The 15,630-nt window shown below is 55.8% G+C and carries 16 protein-coding genes, 1 tRNA gene and 1 pseudogene; 7 read left to right on the top strand and 11 right to left on the bottom strand.

Annotated features, from left to right (window positions below; genetic code table 11):
• Positions 1-61: 61 nt before the first annotated feature.
• The 3 genes from LG374_RS00080 to LG374_RS00090 are packed head-to-tail and all read right to left on the bottom strand — an operon-like array spanning position 62 to position 3,514.
• Entirely contained in the window at positions 62-1,534 is a 1,473-nt protein-coding gene (locus LG374_RS00080) for a subtype B tannase (protein ID WP_225755788.1), read from the bottom strand.
• A gap of 23 nt (positions 1,535-1,557) precedes the next feature.
• On the bottom strand, positions 1,558-2,985 hold the full coding sequence (locus LG374_RS00085; protein ID WP_225755789.1) for a sucrose-6-phosphate hydrolase: 1,428 nt from the start codon (positions 2,983-2,985) through the stop codon (positions 1,558-1,560).
• A gap of 25 nt (positions 2,986-3,010) precedes the next feature.
• Entirely contained in the window at positions 3,011-3,514 is a 504-nt protein-coding gene (locus LG374_RS00090) for a UPF0149 family protein (RefSeq protein WP_225755790.1), read from the bottom strand.
• 96 nt (positions 3,515-3,610) lie between these two features.
• Here LG374_RS00090 and LG374_RS00095 point away from each other — a divergent pair, with 96 nt between their 5' ends.
• The 3 genes from LG374_RS00095 (at position 3,611) to LG374_RS00105 (ending at position 4,941) form a co-directional block, all read left to right on the top strand.
• Positions 3,611-4,036, top strand: a complete 426-nt coding sequence (locus tag LG374_RS00095; RefSeq protein WP_225755791.1) for a hypothetical protein — start codon at positions 3,611-3,613, stop codon at positions 4,034-4,036.
• A complete protein-coding gene (locus tag LG374_RS00100) occupies positions 4,029-4,334 on the top strand; it encodes a cell division protein ZapA (protein WP_006984749.1) in 306 nt (101 codons plus the stop codon). Before LG374_RS00095 ends, LG374_RS00100 begins: the two co-directional genes overlap by 8 nt.
• Positions 4,335-4,431: 97 nt before the next feature.
• The gene (locus LG374_RS00105; protein WP_370639317.1) at positions 4,432-4,941 is read left to right on the top strand and encodes a cupin domain-containing protein; all 510 of its coding nucleotides are present in this window, start codon (positions 4,432-4,434) and stop codon (positions 4,939-4,941) included.
• 191 nt (positions 4,942-5,132) lie between these two features.
• Here LG374_RS00105 and LG374_RS00110 read toward each other — a convergent pair whose 3' ends face one another.
• The 7 genes and pseudogenes from LG374_RS00110 to LG374_RS00140 all read right to left on the bottom strand — a co-directional run bounded on the left by LG374_RS00110 (position 5,133) and on the right by LG374_RS00140 (position 10,732).
• Positions 5,133-5,831 (bottom strand): hypothetical protein, encoded by a 699-nt coding sequence (locus tag LG374_RS00110; protein ID WP_225755793.1) that lies wholly within the window; start codon positions 5,829-5,831, stop codon positions 5,133-5,135.
• 100 nt (positions 5,832-5,931) lie between these two features.
• Positions 5,932-6,885 (bottom strand): transaldolase, encoded by a 954-nt coding sequence (gene tal / locus LG374_RS00115; RefSeq protein ID WP_225757984.1) that lies wholly within the window; start codon positions 6,883-6,885, stop codon positions 5,932-5,934.
• Between the two features lie 19 nt (positions 6,886-6,904).
• Entirely contained in the window at positions 6,905-7,363 is a 459-nt protein-coding gene (locus tag LG374_RS00120; protein WP_225755794.1) for a YhcH/YjgK/YiaL family protein, read from the bottom strand.
• 456 nt (positions 7,364-7,819) lie between these two features.
• Positions 7,820-8,592, bottom strand: a pseudogene (locus LG374_RS00125) (IS5 family transposase).
• Between the two features lie 45 nt (positions 8,593-8,637).
• Positions 8,638-8,724 (bottom strand) — tRNA-Leu (locus tag LG374_RS00130).
• A 46-nt stretch (positions 8,725-8,770) separates the two neighbouring features.
• Complete coding sequence (locus LG374_RS00135) at positions 8,771-9,502, bottom strand: nitroreductase family protein (RefSeq protein ID WP_225755795.1); 732 nt, start codon at positions 9,500-9,502, stop codon at positions 8,771-8,773.
• A gap of 9 nt (positions 9,503-9,511) precedes the next feature.
• Positions 9,512-10,732 carry a uracil-xanthine permease family protein gene (locus LG374_RS00140; protein WP_370639318.1) on the bottom strand — a complete coding sequence of 407 codons (1,221 nt, stop codon included), beginning with the start codon at positions 10,730-10,732 and terminating at the stop codon, positions 9,512-9,514.
• Between the two features lie 234 nt (positions 10,733-10,966).
• Between LG374_RS00140 and LG374_RS00145 the strand changes: the two genes are divergently transcribed.
• The gene (locus LG374_RS00145) at positions 10,967-12,097 is read left to right on the top strand and encodes a hypothetical protein (protein ID WP_225755797.1); all 1,131 of its coding nucleotides are present in this window, start codon (positions 10,967-10,969) and stop codon (positions 12,095-12,097) included.
• Between the two features lie 41 nt (positions 12,098-12,138).
• On the opposite strand, the gene LG374_RS00150 is transcribed toward LG374_RS00145, so the two are convergent.
• Positions 12,139-13,056 (bottom strand): DMT family transporter, encoded by a 918-nt coding sequence (locus LG374_RS00150; protein ID WP_225755798.1) that lies wholly within the window; start codon positions 13,054-13,056, stop codon positions 12,139-12,141.
• A gap of 154 nt (positions 13,057-13,210) precedes the next feature.
• On the opposite strand from LG374_RS00150, the gene LG374_RS00155 reads away from it, so the two are divergent.
• The 3 genes from LG374_RS00155 (at position 13,211) to LG374_RS00165 (ending at position 15,337) form a co-directional block, all read left to right on the top strand.
• Positions 13,211-13,981, top strand: a complete 771-nt coding sequence (locus LG374_RS00155) for an SDR family oxidoreductase (RefSeq protein ID WP_225755799.1) — start codon at positions 13,211-13,213, stop codon at positions 13,979-13,981.
• Positions 13,982-14,131: 150 nt separating this feature from the next.
• The gene (locus tag LG374_RS00160) at positions 14,132-15,097 is read left to right on the top strand and encodes a hypothetical protein (RefSeq protein ID WP_225755800.1); all 966 of its coding nucleotides are present in this window, start codon (positions 14,132-14,134) and stop codon (positions 15,095-15,097) included.
• Between the two features lie 45 nt (positions 15,098-15,142).
• Positions 15,143-15,337 (top strand): hypothetical protein, encoded by a 195-nt coding sequence (locus LG374_RS00165; protein ID WP_225755801.1) that lies wholly within the window; start codon positions 15,143-15,145, stop codon positions 15,335-15,337.
• The last annotated feature ends 293 nt before the right edge of the window (positions 15,338-15,630 follow it).

Raw genomic sequence — 15,630 nt, forward strand, 5'->3', positions numbered from 1 at the left:
CCGCCCTTCGGGGCGGTTTTTTAGTAACGGCGGAAAGCCAGTGTTTATCCCGCTTGGCGGGTTATGGCTGGCTGTTTTTGACGACGTTATCCATCCAGGCGAAGAGTTCGTCCAGGTCGTAGTCGCCGCTGTGCGGTACTTGCCACGGCATGGCGAGATCCACGGTTTTGCCGCTGTTGGCCAGTTTGCTTGCGAGGATGACGGCGATGGCGTGCGAGGTGTCGCTGTCGGCGGTGCCAACGCGGATGCGCCAGTGTTGCGGCGCGGTTTTGTCGCTGATGTAGTGCAGCGGGTTCATTTGTTTGATGGTCGCGTCATCTGCCATGCCGGCGCCAGCGACGCTGCTGTGTGCCTGGCTGTAGGCGGTGAAGTGCCGCTTATCTTCGCTTGCGCTGCCGAAGAGTTGGTTTTCGCCGCTACTGAGGTCGAGTGCGTCGAAGGCGGGCGGGGTTTTCTGCCGCCCGATGGTTTTGGCGTAGGCGGCGAAGTCCACAGTAGTCACGCGGTCGCCGTCGAGGGTCAGCCACGGGTGGTCAGCGGCAAGTTGGGCGACGGTGGTTTGGCCGTTTTTCAGGGCGGTTTCGGCGCTTTTGCCGAGGTATGCCGCAATCGCATCACGGAAGCTGCCGTTGCCGTCGGCATCCAGGGTAAGCGGTGTACCGTCCGTGTTTTTGAGGTTGAGGCTGTTCAGGTAGGCGGGAAATTGGGCTTTAAGGTCGGCCGAGGTTTGTTGTTCGGCGGCGCTCAGGGTGCCTTTTTGTAGTTGGCGTTCGACGTGGTAATCGACTTGGCGGGCGTCAATTTTTTCGTAGTCGTTCACGCCGTGAAATTCCCATTCGTAGGCGCTGTCGGCGTGGTCGAGGATGCTGATGGGGCAGTAGGCGGATACGGCGTAGATGTCGTCCGGAGCTTCTGCCGCGCCGAGGGTTTTCAGGGCGGCGTCGTAGTCGGGGGCGTTGCTGCTGGCGCCGAGCAGGATGGAGAGGGCACCGCCCGCGCTGGTACCGTTGCTGATGATTTTGCCGGCATCGCCCGCCATGTTGGCGTCGTTATGTTTGAGGTAGCGCACCGCTGCTTTGAGGTCGATGATGGCGGCGGGCGCTTTGCCGTCAGCGCTGATGCGGCCGCGTGCGCCGGGCGAGGCGACGATGTAGCCTTTGGCGAGCGCGGTTTGCATGGCGTCCGCCCCTTCTTTTTTCGGGCCGAAGCCGCTGGCGCCGGGTACGCCGGCGCTGGCGGGCATGTAGCCGCCGATTTGGTTCGGCAGGTAGATGGGCGCGGTGGCGGCGGTGTAGCCGTTAATGCTGCCGCCGTTGTAGTAGGCGGCGGGGATGTAGATGTTGATGGTTTGGTGTGCGGCGTCCACGGGGTTGGCGACGTAGGGGATGTTTTCGTAAGCGCGGTAGGTGATGGTTTCGCCGTTGACGGTAGCGGTTTTTTCGCTGTACTGCGCGGGATCGAAGTCAAGGCTTGCACCACCGGCGAGGGTGGCGCTGCCAAAGGCGAGGGCGGTGATGAGGGGTTTGCGGCTCATGGGGAGTTCCTTGTTTGTAGTGTTCAGGCTTTGTTGAGCGGGTAGGTGGTGATGCTGACGCTATCGGCGGCAGCGATGTGCAGGCCGGTTGCGTCTGGGGCAGGGTAGAGGGCGGCGGTCATGGTCGCTTCGCCGTCGTTAAGGAAGATTTCCAGCGATGAAGTGTCGGAATAGAGTTGCAGGCGGCGCAGGTCACGCAGGGCAAGGCGGCGGATGTGCCCGCCTTTGCCGGGGGTGTCTTTTTCGGGTTCGGGCAGGGCACCGCTCTGACTGCGGTCGAGGATGACGGCTTCACCGTTGTAGGTGAGGACGGTTTTTTCCCGCGCTGAGGCGCGCAAGGTGAGGATGAAGGGCTGGTTGTCGGGGTTATCCAGGATGAGTTCGTAATGCACGCCGTCATGTGCGCCGCTGCCACGCAGTTGGGTGAGGTTCGGGTGCGGGCGCTGGCGCAGTTGGCCGTTTTCGACGGTGAGCACGCGCGGCAGGGTGAGGCAGTGCGCCCAGCCGTCGCGCGCGCTGGGGCAGGTGGTATCTGGCAGGCCCATCCAGGCGATGAGCAGACGTTCGCCGTTCGCGCCGAGGCCGCTTTGCGGCGCGTAGTAGTCAAAGCCGTGGTCAAGTTCGCGGAAGCCGTCGTGCGTGAAGCAGCAGGCGGTTTTGTCGAAATGGCCGATGAGGTAGCCGCTCTGGTAGAGGTTGCGGCAGTTGTCGCCATCGGCAGGCAGGCCCTGCGGGCAGTAGGTGAGGATGTCGTGGCCGTCAAGCGGGAAGTAGTCGGGGCATTCCCACATGTAGCCGAAGGTGGGTTGGGCGGTGTCGATTTCGCCGTGCAGCTGCCAGTCGCGTGCGTCTTTTGAGGTGAGATACAGCGCGGTTCCGCTCAGGTCTGCGCGCTGCGCGCCAAGGATGATGCCGTAGCTGCCGTCTGCTTCGCGCCAGATTTTCGGATCGCGGACGTGTTCGGTGTAGCCTTCTGGTGCGCCTTTGAGGAAGGGTTCGTCTTTGCGCAGGTGGTTGTGCGTGTCGAGGTGGGCGGTGAGTTGGTAGGGGATGCGTGTCCAGTCCGCTTCGCGGTGGTTGCCGGTGTAGGCGATGAGCAGTTCGTCGCCGTCGGCGATGGCGCTGCCGCTGTAAGCACCGTGACTATCCCAGTCGCTGTCGGGGGCGATGCCGGTGCCGTGATCGGTGTAGTGGACGAGGTCGGTGCTGCTCAGGTGGCGCCAGTATTTGAGGCCGTGTACCGGGCCGAGCGGGAACCATTGGTAGAAGATGTGGTAGGCACCCTGCCAGTAGCTGAAGCCGTTGGGGTCGTTGAGCAGGCCGGCAGGTGGCTGGATATGGTAGTGCTGCCGCCACGGGCTGGCCTCGACCTCGGCGCAGAGGGCTTCGTAGCGGGCGAGGGTGGCGGCGGTAAGTGGGGTGTAGCGGGCGTCGCGAGTCCAGGTGGTCATGGTGGTGCTCCTCTTCTTTAGCAGGCTATTTGTTATGGCGGTGGCAGTAGGCGTAGAGCATTAGCGCGCCCATGCGGCAGTGTTCTTCGAGGCCAGTGAGCATTTGCCGGTTCTCTTCGCTGTCTGCCAGGCGATCATCCAGTTTGCTGATTTCGTCAAGATCGGCAAGGAAGGCGCGGCAGTCGTCATCCAGTTTGGGATTGAGCCAGTGCGCGGCGACGGTAAAGCCCTGCACCCAGGCAACAAGCGCTTCGGCGCGGGCAGCAAGAGTGCCTTCTTCGGGCAAGAGCAGTTGGTAGTCAAGCGCCTCACCGGAGAGGGTTTCTTCAATTTGCGCGGCAAGGCGGTCGAATGCTTCGCGCGCGAGTGCATCGATTTCCCCTTGCGCAAAGAGGATTTCCGGCCAGCGCGCTCCACTACCGCAGGCGACAAGGGCAGTTTGTATGCCGTGCGCTTCGCTAGCGGCAAACCACCAGCCGCGTTCACGGATAAGGGCTTCAAGGGCATCATAATGAGGCTGTGTGGTCATGGTTTTGTCCGTATCTTCTGGAAAATGGTAGTATAGATGAAAGAGAGGTAATGGCTTTGGCCATTATGGTTTTTTAGTTTGAAAACGGGAATGTGCATGAAGCCAGTTCAGGAACGTTTACATATCGACGAATTAAAACGCGTCGAAAAGCAAACCAATATTTTGCTTAAAGCATGGCGGGCGCTTAATAAAGAGCATCGGCAATTACAGGATGATTATGACCAACTCAATGCACGCCATAATCAAAGTATTCAGGAACACCAGGAAGCGCAAGCGCAGCGCGCCGAGGAATATCGCGCCTCTTTGGAAAGTGCCGATGCCCGCTGGCGCAGTCGTTATGATGAAGAAAAAGCGAATTGGGCAACGGAAAAGGAAGCCTTGATTGCGGCACATGCTGATGCATTAAAAGCGCAGGCGGAAGAACATCAGCGCGCCTATGACGCCCTGCAAGCAGAACTGGATCGCTGCAATATGCGTAAACAGGCAATGATTGACCGGATTCGTGGAGTGGATCATGAGTAAGATGAAAGTAACTTTACAGATTCTGGAAAATACCTATCCGCTGATGTGCGAACCGCATGAACGCGATTTATTGCTTGAAGCGGCGGAGCAATTAAATCTTTCCCTCGCTGATATGCGGCGAGATAATCCGAAAGTGCCATTAGAGCGGTTAGTCATTCTTGGTGCTTTGCAAATGACCTTTGATTTGCTGCTGGAGAGACAAACGATTGCCCGCGAAGTCAGCATGGTCAATCAGGTCAGCGAGAAATTAATCAGTGCACTCAGTCAGGCGATCGCCGAAGAAAATCTGGGGGATTGATTGAGGTCCGGCCTTCGCTAATGCGGAGGCTTTTTGTTTGTTCAATGAGGTAATTGCGATGAAAGTATTTCTGGTAAGCGCATTATGTGCCGGTGCCATGTTTGTAGGGGCACAGGCGGAAACAGCGACCGATAAAGGCGGTAATGTCGCCGAACCTAAAACTGCAGAGCAGGTTTTTCACGGTAAAACGCTTGACCGCAGTGTGCAGGTCTATCCAAAGACGACTTTACATACCTGGAACCGGAAAAAGGCAGCGGGTGGTGAGGGCGATTTGCTTGGTGAATTTGCTTATACCCGCATGCAAACGGACGAGAATGATGCGCTGCGTGAAATCGGCTGGACGACTTTGCCACCCGGTGCTTCTATTGGCCTGCATCAGCATAAGGATAATGAAGATGCCTATATCATTATTGCCGGCACAGGTATTTTTACCGACGGCAATGGCAAGGAAACCGCTGTTGGCGCAGGTGATGTGACAATTGCCCGCCCGGGGCAGAGCCATGCCTTGCGTAATAATGGCAACGAACCGTTGGTGTTTCTCGATGTGATTGCGCAAACGAAATTGCCACCGGCAACAAATGAAGCTAATGCGACAGAAAAGAAATAATGCTGTCTTGTATAAAAAAGCGGGCTTGAACAGCCCGCTTTTTTAATACGTTTATTTGGTCTCCATTACATGGAGATAGGCTATAGTTGAACATCTAAAAAAATCGTAACAGCGTTGCGTCGCCTTGCCGTACTACCTGTACTGTCTGCGGCGACGCGCCTTGTTACGCTTTTTTATCTATTCAACTATATTTACTCACGGCGGATTTCAAACTGCCCACTGTTAACAGCTTCCAGTACTTGCTGCGGACGCGGGTCGTTAGGATTTTTCTGTGCATAGTCTTGCAGGATGCGGATGGCTTCTTCTTTTTGTCCTTGTATGAGAAGGGTCATACCAAGCGGGAAACCACTATCGGTATAGCCGCTCTTATAGGCGTTGCGCAGGTGCTGCACGGCTTCATCACCTTTACCAACGGATGCCAAAAAGCGGCCAAGTTCGTCTTCGACTTCAGCTTTACGGTTTTTCGGCGCAAGTTTCAGGAGCTGGATGTAAGCGTTGTGAGCCTTTTCGGCATAACCAGGTTGATCCAGGTTATGACCGATCCAGTAGAGGCGCGCGCTCATTTGCAGGCTGGCAAGATGTGCTTCGTTATCTTTTTTGCCGCTCGCTGCGCTGTTTTTGGTCATGTCTTCCAGCAGGATGGCAAGCGGGGCGAGGTCTTTGATCGCTTGAGCACGGTCGGCATCGCTATCAAAACGTGGTGGATAGTCGCCGGCATGGTCACCAAGATTTTGCAGGGCATTTTGCAGCGCGGCGATATTGACGGTGATGGGCGGGTTGTCTGGGCTGCCGTTGATGAGACTGTTAGGATCAAGTCTGGGGTAGGGTTCGGCGTAGGCGGTGGTTGTCAGCAGACAGGCGAGGATCAGGGCGGCTTTGTTGAGTTTCATGGGCTTCATCGGTTTTGGAATGCGTAAGATGGTGGGAGGACCATCCTGTTCCCCCGCCACTGCAACAAGAGTAGCGGGGTGGTAGAGGCTTTTGAATGTTTTAGATTTTTGCGGCAAGCAGGGCTTCGAGCTTTTCCTGGTCAACAGCAAATTTACGGATACCTTCAGCGAGTTTATCTACAGCCATTGGATCACTGTTGTGCTGCCAGAGGAATTCGGCCTCGGTAAGTGGGGCAGGGCGAGGCTTACTCGCGCCGGGATCATTCAGTTTGCGCGGCAGAGGAGCATTGCTCGCCTGCAGCTCCGCCAGTAGCGACGGGGCAATTGTGAGACGATCACAGCCTGCGAGCTCTGTAATTTCGCCGATATTGCGGAAGCTCGCCCCCATGACAATGGTTGAATAGCCATGTTCTTTGTAATAACGGTAGATAGCGGTGACGGATTGCACACCGGGATCTTCATTCGGGGCATAGTCTTTTTTGTCACTGTGAGCTTTGTACCAATCGAGGATGCGACCGACAAAAGGAGAGATGAGTGTTACACCCGCTTCAGCGCAGGCGCGAGCTTGTGCCTGGGAAAAGAGCAGGGTGAGGTTGCAGTTAATCCCTTCTTTTTCAAGCACTTCAGCGGCAAGGATACCCTGCCAGGTAGAGGCGATTTTAATGAGGATGCGGTCGTTTTTGATGCCCGCTGCATTGTAGTGAGCGATGATTTTGCGTGCTTTGGCAATGGTGGCATCACGATCGTAAGAAAGACGGGCATCTACTTCAGTTGAGACGCGACCAGGAACAATTTTGAGGATTTCCAGGCCAATATTGACGGCAAGTTTGTCTTCAGCCTCACTAATCTGTGTGGCGCGATCGTACCCGTGTGCCTTGCCATAAGCGACAGCTTCATCAATGAGTGACGCATATTGCGGCAGGGCAGCAGCACTCAGGATCAGTGAAGGATTGGTGGTGGCATCCTGCGGCTGATATTTGCGGATAGCCTCAATATCGCCAGTATCGGCGACGATAGTAGTCATGCCTTTAAGGGTATCTAATTGGTTCATGATGTTGCTCCTGTTGTAGGGTTCAGAGAGTATCGAAGCGGATTTTGATAACAATTTTGTCCACGATGTTGCCTGTGCCGCAACCGGGACGATGGATTTCGCCCGGGTAAAGAATAGCGAAGTCGCCAGCCTGCAAGTGCAGCAGGCTTTCACCATCCAGGGTTTTAGGATAAAAGGCAACATCCCGCGAGGGATCGTGGGCTTCGCTTGGTGTGATAGCGTTGTCATCAAGCCGACAAGCGATGACTTCAATACCACTGATGAGGTACTGAATATCAATATGGTCACGGTGCACTTCAGGTGCAATCTCTTCGCGGGGTCGGGTGGTCAAGCTGAATCTTTCGGCCCGCATGCCGGAATCAATGTCGTAGCGGCCAGCAGCAAGAATAGAAAAATCTTGCGCACGCAGCCAATCAAGGGCGGTATTAATTCGTGCGGAATAACGGCGAGGGTCAATATGGTGCAAATTATCGAGATTCATGGTTTAGGTGGTTATGTTAAAAAAGATTGATATATTTTTACATTATATCCTTCATAACCGAATGAAACAAATTCAGAGAACAGCATTTAATGCCTCTCTCAACCTTTTGGCATCCGCATAAATATTTTGTAGATAAGTTGAAAGACCTAGCAGATTTCTTCTATGGGTGAGGGAAATAATCTCCGTAAAGTGAACAACCGCTCGTAGGAGTCAAGATAGGTGCGAATGTTACTAATCGTGCATGGGTAAAAAACAAGGAATTAGTTTCGAGCACCTTGCGGATGGCAAGAAAAATTTCTTGGTGTGGTCGGGCCCGTTTCGCGGAAATAGGCGCAGATGCCGGGGATGGAGATAGACGCACACTAGGACAGGGGTAGCAGTCAAGTTGAGCAATGGATGTCTCCGTTTAGACGGATAGTATGGTTTCAACCATCTCCATCCCTCAACATCATCCGGTCACATCAACTTCCTAGAATGAATATTATGTATAAAATATTCTCTAACTACTATTCCCAGACGGCTACTCAACTTATGCTCGCAGTATTTCCAAAGCCGCCTGTTCTTTTCCAACCAGGAAAAACTGCGCTCTACTACCCTGCGCTTCGGTAATACCGCAAAACGGTGTAATTCGTTTCGTTTGGCAATCTCCACCTCCGCACCAATCGACTCCTGTACTGACGAAGCAAATGCCTTCCCCGTGTAACCACCATCAGCAAGGACTTTTTGTACCACGCCAAGATTATCCTACCCATGTTCCAATGCCACCAGACAGCCTTTTTATCGGTAACATCCGCCGCCGTTGTCACCGCAAGAGTATGCGGAAAACCTTGCGTGTCAACCGCTATATGCCGCTTGATACCGCTAACTTTCTTGCCGGCATCGTAGCCTTTTCCATGGCTGTATCCGCGTTCTGCACGCTCTGCGCATCAATAATCAGGAAAGGAGTTTTTTTATGCCGTCCCTGCTTGCGACGTGCTGCAGCCATCTGATTTTTTAACGCTTCCTCAAGGAAGCTGATGCCACTCTCGCGGGGCTCGCTTCATCTCTGGAAGTAGGTAATGAACGGTATGCCATTTGGGGAATTGCTCGGTAAGGTGCATCAGGCACAACCGCTGTATAGAAGGTAGACAATGTGGCAGAAAAGACATCGTACAAGTCCACTTTTACGGTGCTACACGTTTAGGAGCCCTTTCCAAAAGAGAGAGAGAAAGAACACAACTTATGTGCAACTTATATCGCTACGACCGATTCTTTTGATAAATCAGAAGTAAAGCTGGTGCCCGGAGCCGGGGTCGAACCGGCACGGTATCGCTACCGAGGGATTTTAAGTCCCTTGCGTCTACCAATTTCGCCATCCGGGCAACGCGGGCGGCATCATAGCGGCTGCCCGGGCAATGTCAAGCGGAGTCAGTCGGTACGTTCGCGGTAGACCTCGGCAAACGGCAGACGTTGGCGGTCGCCCCAGATGCCATGCCCTTCCTTGCGGATACCGCAGGCGACGATCATGTTGATTTCCGCGCCACGCGGCAGGCCAAGGATCTTCTTAACACGACCGCTGTCCAGCCCTTCCAGCGGGCAGGTGTCGTAACCTGCCTCGCTCATTGCCAGCATGAACGTCTGCGCGGCGAGACCACAGCTTTTGTGGACGACCACGCGCATATCCGCCCCGCTGCAATCGCGGTACATCGGGCGGAAGAGTGCCACCGTGCCGAATAGCACTTTGCGCAGCGGTCCCAGCAGGCCGAAGCCGCGCGCATAGAGGAATGGCAGGAACTTGCCGTAGTAACCGGCGTTAGCTTTCAGCCGTTTTTCCAGTTTGTCCGGCGAGCTGTAACGGCGCAAATTTTCGCTTTCCAGTGCAAACATCGCTTGAGTGCGCTGGCGGTATAAATCCTGACGGCAGACGAAAACCACCATTTGCGTCGCAGTTGTTGCTGCCTGCTGGCTGAGGCAGGCGGTGGCGAGGGCTTCAAGTGTCGCTTTTCCGGTGATGTGATAGAACTCGTAGAGTTGCAGGTTGGAACTGCTAGGCGCGAGCTGTGCCTGTTTGAGACAGTGACGGACGGTGGTGCTGTCCAGCGGCTTATCCGCGTCGAAATGGCGTACCGCGCGGCGGTGATTGAGTAGATCAAGCAGCATAAAAACCCCCTAGTTTGCGTTGCCGTCATCTGCCGGTTGCGGCAGGGCGAGGTTCAAGATAATGGCAATGATAGCTGAGAGGCCGATGCCTTCCAGATGCACCGGACCGAGGTCGATAGACAAATGACCAAGCCCGGCGACCAGTGTAACTGCGATGATGATAACGCTACGTTCACTACGCACACGGGCATTAGGCGCAAGCAGCGAGCGTGCGCCCATCGCTGCAATTGAGCCGAAGAGCAGCAGCATGATGCCGCCCATAATCGGCGTCGGCATCTGGTGCAACAACGCTTCCAGCTTGCCGGAGAACGCCAGCACGATAGCGGTGAGTGCGGCATAAATCATGATGCGCGGCTGTTTTGCGCCAGTGATGGACACTGCGCCCGTGACTTCCGAATACGTCGTGACAGGCGGACCGCCAAGGCAACCGGCGATGGCGACTGCAATGCCGTCCCCTGCTAGCGTCTTGTGCAGGCCGGGCTTCTGCATAAACGGTTTGTCGCAGACCTGGCTGATGACGGCGATATCGCCGATGTGCTCAATGGCTGGGGCAAGAGCGACCGGCAGCAGGAACAAAATCGCATTGATATCAAAAGCGGGTGCCGTAACGGGCGGTAGTTGCAGCCAGGCGGCATCACGCACGGCGGCAAAATTAGTCAACCCCAGCACGGACGCGCAGATATAGCCCGCGACAATCCCGGCAAATACTGCGAGCAGCTTCGTCAAACCGCTGGTGTAGAGGGCGATTACAATCGTCACCAGTAGCGCCACTGCCGCAACCGTAAGCGCCGGCCCCTTGGCAAACAGCATCGTGCTGCCGTCACCAGACAGCCCCATCGCCATATTAGCGGCAGCAGGCGCAAGTGAAAGGCCGATAACCATAATCACCGGCGCAACCACAATCGGCGGGAAAAGGCGGTCAATAAAACCCGTGCCGAGCTGGCGTACCAGCAGCGCCAGCAGCAGATACACCAGTGATACCGCGATAATCGCGCCCTGCGTCGCCGCCAGTCCCCACTGCCCGATGGCGAGTGACAGCGGCGCAATAAAGGCAAACGATGAGCCCAAAAAAATCGGCACCTGCCGACCTGTAAAAAACTGAAAACATAGCGTCCCGATACCGGCCGATAACAGCGCTACCGCCGGACTGATGCCGGTGAGCAGCGGCACCAGTACCAGCGCACCAAACGCGACGAACAGCATCTGTGCGCCAACCAAGATTTCTTTCATTTGTTGCATATAAAACCCCTTAAAAAAGCGGCGGCATTATACGCTCGCGCATGAGCGAACCAAACGGCGAATAAAACACATAACCTTGCCCCGCCATCTGACAAGGAGCAGCGTTTCTGCAAGGTCTGAAAACGGGCGATATTCCCGCCTGGCGTGCCCTACCCTGCCCTACACCATCAGACGGTTTACCATAATCGTTAATCCGGTCTGCCATCGTCCCAACAGGAGGAAGCCATGCTTTCAGCGATTTATCATGTACTTGGCATCACTTTTTTCTTTGCCGTGTATTGGCCCGGCGTACAACCCGATGCCAGATTGGAGGCAGAGCTGGCAGCAGCACGAGCACCGATAACGGGGGACAATGGCTACCGGGCCTTGCCAAAGTATTGGCCGCAAGAACGCTGGCCACAAGATGACGTCCCTCTTTGCCCGCGTGAGACAGATGACTGCCTCGCCTGGGCGCGGGAACACCTGGACGCATACGGAGCGGTCGCCGTTGCCTTGCAGAAGCGGGATGAGACCTTGGAAACGCTGTTGGCCTATGCCTATTTCCGCCCGCCTACAACAGAAGATTATGCAACGGAAAAATCGCCGTCGTTCCGCTTGCTGGTTGAGGCGGTCAGCCTGAACGCCTACCGTTTTGCCGCTGGTGAGACGGAGGCGGCGCAGCGCGGTGCCTGTCGGGGCGCGCTATTGGGCCTGCGCCTGGTGCGCAGTCAGGGCATATTCCTCGGCAGCATCGGCGGGGCCGGACTGGTCGAACGCAATATTGCCCTGCTGGCACAGATGCGGGCGGAATTACCGCCAGAGACGCCGTGGCCTGCATTGTGTGATGAATTGCAACCGTTGCCACAAGAGGCGCTCGCCCTTTGCCCGCTGATGTACAGCGACTGGCTGGAATTCCGGCACATCATGCGCCACGACGATGCCGCCATCATCGCGGACAGGCAGCGGGATATTGCAGAAAAAGCGCTCTATTTCATTCTGATGCGGCAAGCCGAGGCGCAATATCTGGTCGAAAACACAAAATACTGCGCACCTGCCATGCTGGCCGCCGTCAGACGGGATGAAGTGCTGCAGCCGACGCTGGATAAATGGCCGCGCTATTGCTCACCGCTCAATCCCCTGTGCCGGATGGGCCGGCCGGACAGCCGCTTTTATCAGGCGCGTCTGCTCAATGTGAACCGCTACCTGCGCGCCTTCGCTGCCCTGCGCAATCCCGCCGCACCGCTGCCGCAAGGCTATCGGCGCGAAGACGGCAAACTCTATTTCTTGCGCCATCCCCGCTTTAATCATGAAAAAGAAACATGGCAGGTAGTGGCATTACCGCTGCCCGGTTCGCGGATAAATGAATCTTCCCGCTAAGGCGGTACCAACACAGACGAATTATTTGCCGGGATGGATTTTTATCTCTTCTGCCGCTGTTGCAAGGCCGAACAAATCGCGCCGGAAACGACCAGCGCTGCGCCGACGGCGGCAAGCAGGTTCACATCTGCCGCCGCGAAGCGCTGCGGTTGCAGCCAGTGACCAAGAGCGGCGAAAGCGATGGTAAAGAGCGGCACTAACGTAATCGTCGTCGAGACCTTGCTGACCTCCCAATAATTCAGCGCCTCGGCGAAGGCACCATAGGCAATCGGCGTATTCAGGCAGCAAAACAGCAGGCAGAGCCACTGATAGCCGTCCAGCGCCTGCAACTCGCCCCAGGCGGCAAACGGCGCAGCGACCAGCGCGCTGCCGCAGTAGAGAACGAAAAGAATCTGTTGTGCGGAAAAATCACGCAGCAGGATCTTCTGTGCCAGTCCGTAGCAAGTCCAGGCGAGGCAGGCGGCGACGCTGAGAAGAATTCCCAGCGATTTCCCGCCCAGACCGCCGGCAAACAGCGTTGGCAACTCGCGGTTGAAGAAAAGCAGGATGCCGCTAAAGAGAATGGCAGCGCCGATTCGCTGATTGCGCCCCAGCGGTTCCTTCAGGAAAAACACCCCGGCAAAGAGCAGGAAAAACGGCGACAACTGCGCCAGCACCTGCGAGGCAGCAGCGGGCAGGAACAGCAGAGCAGTGCTGAACAGCCAGAAATTGCCGACCAGACCGAAAACCCCCATCAGCAGCAGCCAGGCGTAGCGCGGCTGGCTCAAGGTGCGCCAGGACGGCAAGCGCTGGCGGCGCTGCAAAAACACGCCGAGAATCAGGGCAGCAGCGAGAAAACGACTGGCGACGACCGTCTGTGGATGCATCACGGTCAGCACCTGCTGCATGATAAGCGGCAGAGCGCCCCACATCACAGCGGTGACCAGCGAGAGAAAGAAGCCTTTAAGCGGAGATTTCATAAGCGGGAAACGTAGGATGACGCGCACTATTGTATAGTCGTTTCGCGCCAAGGCGGCGCGCCAACGCCGTATCAATCCAGTTTGCACAGCCATACGCCGCTATGCCGGGGAAGCCGCTATATACTCACCACGTCTTATCATCCCGAAAAACCCCATGTCCAAAACCCTTCTCATCACCGGTGCTTCCGCCGGACTCGGCGCCGCGATCGCCCGCCACGCCGCCGCTCGTGGCCACCGTCTGCTCCTCACCGCCCGCCGCGCGGATGCCTTGCAGCAAGTCGCCGACAGCTGCCGTCAGGCGGGCGCAGCAGAAGTCACCACCTACCCGCTTGACCTTGCCGACAGCGCCGCCGTCGCTGCCTGGCTTGCCGCCCTGCCACCGGTGGACGTACTCATCAATAACGCCGGTTTCGGGCTCTTCAAAGAAGCAACCGCTTGTAATGACGCGGAAAACAGCGCCATGCTGCGCCTGAATGTGTTGGCGGCGATGCAAATCAGCGCTGCGCTGCTACCGTCCATGCAGGCACGCGCTAGCGGCCAGCTCATCTTTATCGCCTCGCAGGCGGGAAAAATCGCCACACCGAAAGCAGCCGTCTATGCCGCAAGCAAACACGCCCTGCTGGGTTATGCCAACGCCTTACGCCTCGAACTGCGCGGCAGCGGCATCACCGTGACCACCGTCAACCCCGGGCCGATGGCCACACCGTTTTTTGATACTGCTGATCCCGGCGGCAGTTATCAGGAAAAACTGGGCCGCTTCTGGCTGCTCGATCCGGAGCGCATCGCCACGCTCACCGTTGCCGCCATTGACAAAAACGTGCGCGAAATTAATCGACCCCGCCTGATGGAAATCGCCGCCCGCCTTTACCCGCTGGCGCCGCGCCTCGGCGATTGGCTCACCGCAAAATTCTTCAACCGCAAATAACTGGATACACGACAAAAATCCCAGCCCGCTGACGGTATCCCGCGAAAGCGCGGGCCCTGCGAGTCCACAAAATCCTCCTCCCCCACTGAGAAGGCATTTTGTCGTGTACCCGGCTATAACTGCTTGAAAACCAACCTTCAAGGACACCGCATGACACGCAAACCCACCCACACCACCTGCAAACCGCTGCTGCTCGCCTTGAACCTTGCTTCTGCTGCCTTGCTCACCGCCTGCGACAAAGCGCCAGCAGAAAAAAACGCAAAGCCCGCACCGCAGACTGCTGTTACCGCAGCGGCGGCAAACTCCGCTCCCGCTGCCGCCGAGACACCGAACATCACCGCCGAGGACATGGGCAACCTCGCCCGCGCCATGCACGGTGCGGCAAGCCAGCAACCCGATGATGCGCCAAAGGACCAATACGGCCAACCCTACATCATCGGCAACCTCGGCGGCGTGCCGGTTAACTTGCCGCCTTCGATCGTCGAGCTTGTGGAATACGATGATTCACCCGGTTTTGATCCGGAAAAATTGCGTACCTACAAGCCGCGCACACGCAGCTATCAATCCATTATTGAGTCTTTGGGATTCGATTTCCGCAATCATGATTCTGTGCTTTATGACAGGAATAATCCCACTTTACGCCAGGAATACGATACTGAGCGCAGGCGGGGAGGCGATGATTGGGTTTCCCTCAATATCAGTGCAGGCTCCCGCTATGGGACCAATCCGCACGCTTTGGATGATTATTTCGATGGTTATTTGGAATTAGCAGAAATAGCACCAGCACCATACGTAAATATACATCAACAGTACCATGGCTTGGACACTTATATTAACGAAGGGATTGATCCTGAAACGCAGCGTCCTTTTCGCGAACATTGGCTCGCTGAAGATATGTTTGTCTTTAGGGACGAACAGGGCAACGTGCAAACTATCATCAAATGTTCAAATAGGAAGATAAAATCTCCATCTTGTACACATGATTTTAATTTTCCCCCACCTATGAAAATCCGTATTTCCATGATGTATCTGCGGCAGAATTTAGCCCAATGGCAAACTATTCAGAATAAAGCGGTGCAGTTTATTCAGGGATTTCAAGCAGAATTGCGTGAATAAATATCTTATCTTTGCACACAATAAAGAAAGGAAAGCCGCTAAAAAATGCTGAACGCTATACCAATTTCCAGCGGATTTTCCGATTTCTTCAAGCAACACTTTCCCTGGCACAAAGCAGTAACAGATTACCTCGCCGGCATCCTCACCGCGATGCATGTCCGCCTGACCGTTAACCCCGTTGGGCACAAAGATACCTTCCCGTCACAGGTCAAGCCGGCATTTTCCTGTCGCCGTGTGTAGCGCTTTGTTATCCATGAATAGTTGGTGTATCTGCGCTTCTATAGAGCCCTCATTTGGCCGTCTGAAAAGCAAAGCGTTCAATCTGGAAGACGCGCATATGGCGGTGCCTGCGAAGACGACCCTGCTGACGATAGGGGTAGCAAATACCCCGCGCAGCGCCCAAATATCACCGCTTGCGGCCCGGTATTTATGTCGCTTGGCGAATTTTTGTCGCACACAGAACTGGACGCTCTGCGAGTCTTTTTCGGCTCTTCTAACCCGGCATACTTTTCAGACCGCCTCCAAAACCGCTA

The organism is Cardiobacterium sp. Marseille-Q4385, assembly GCF_916618745.1.
Taxonomy (GTDB): domain Bacteria; phylum Pseudomonadota; class Gammaproteobacteria; order Cardiobacteriales; family Cardiobacteriaceae; genus Cardiobacterium.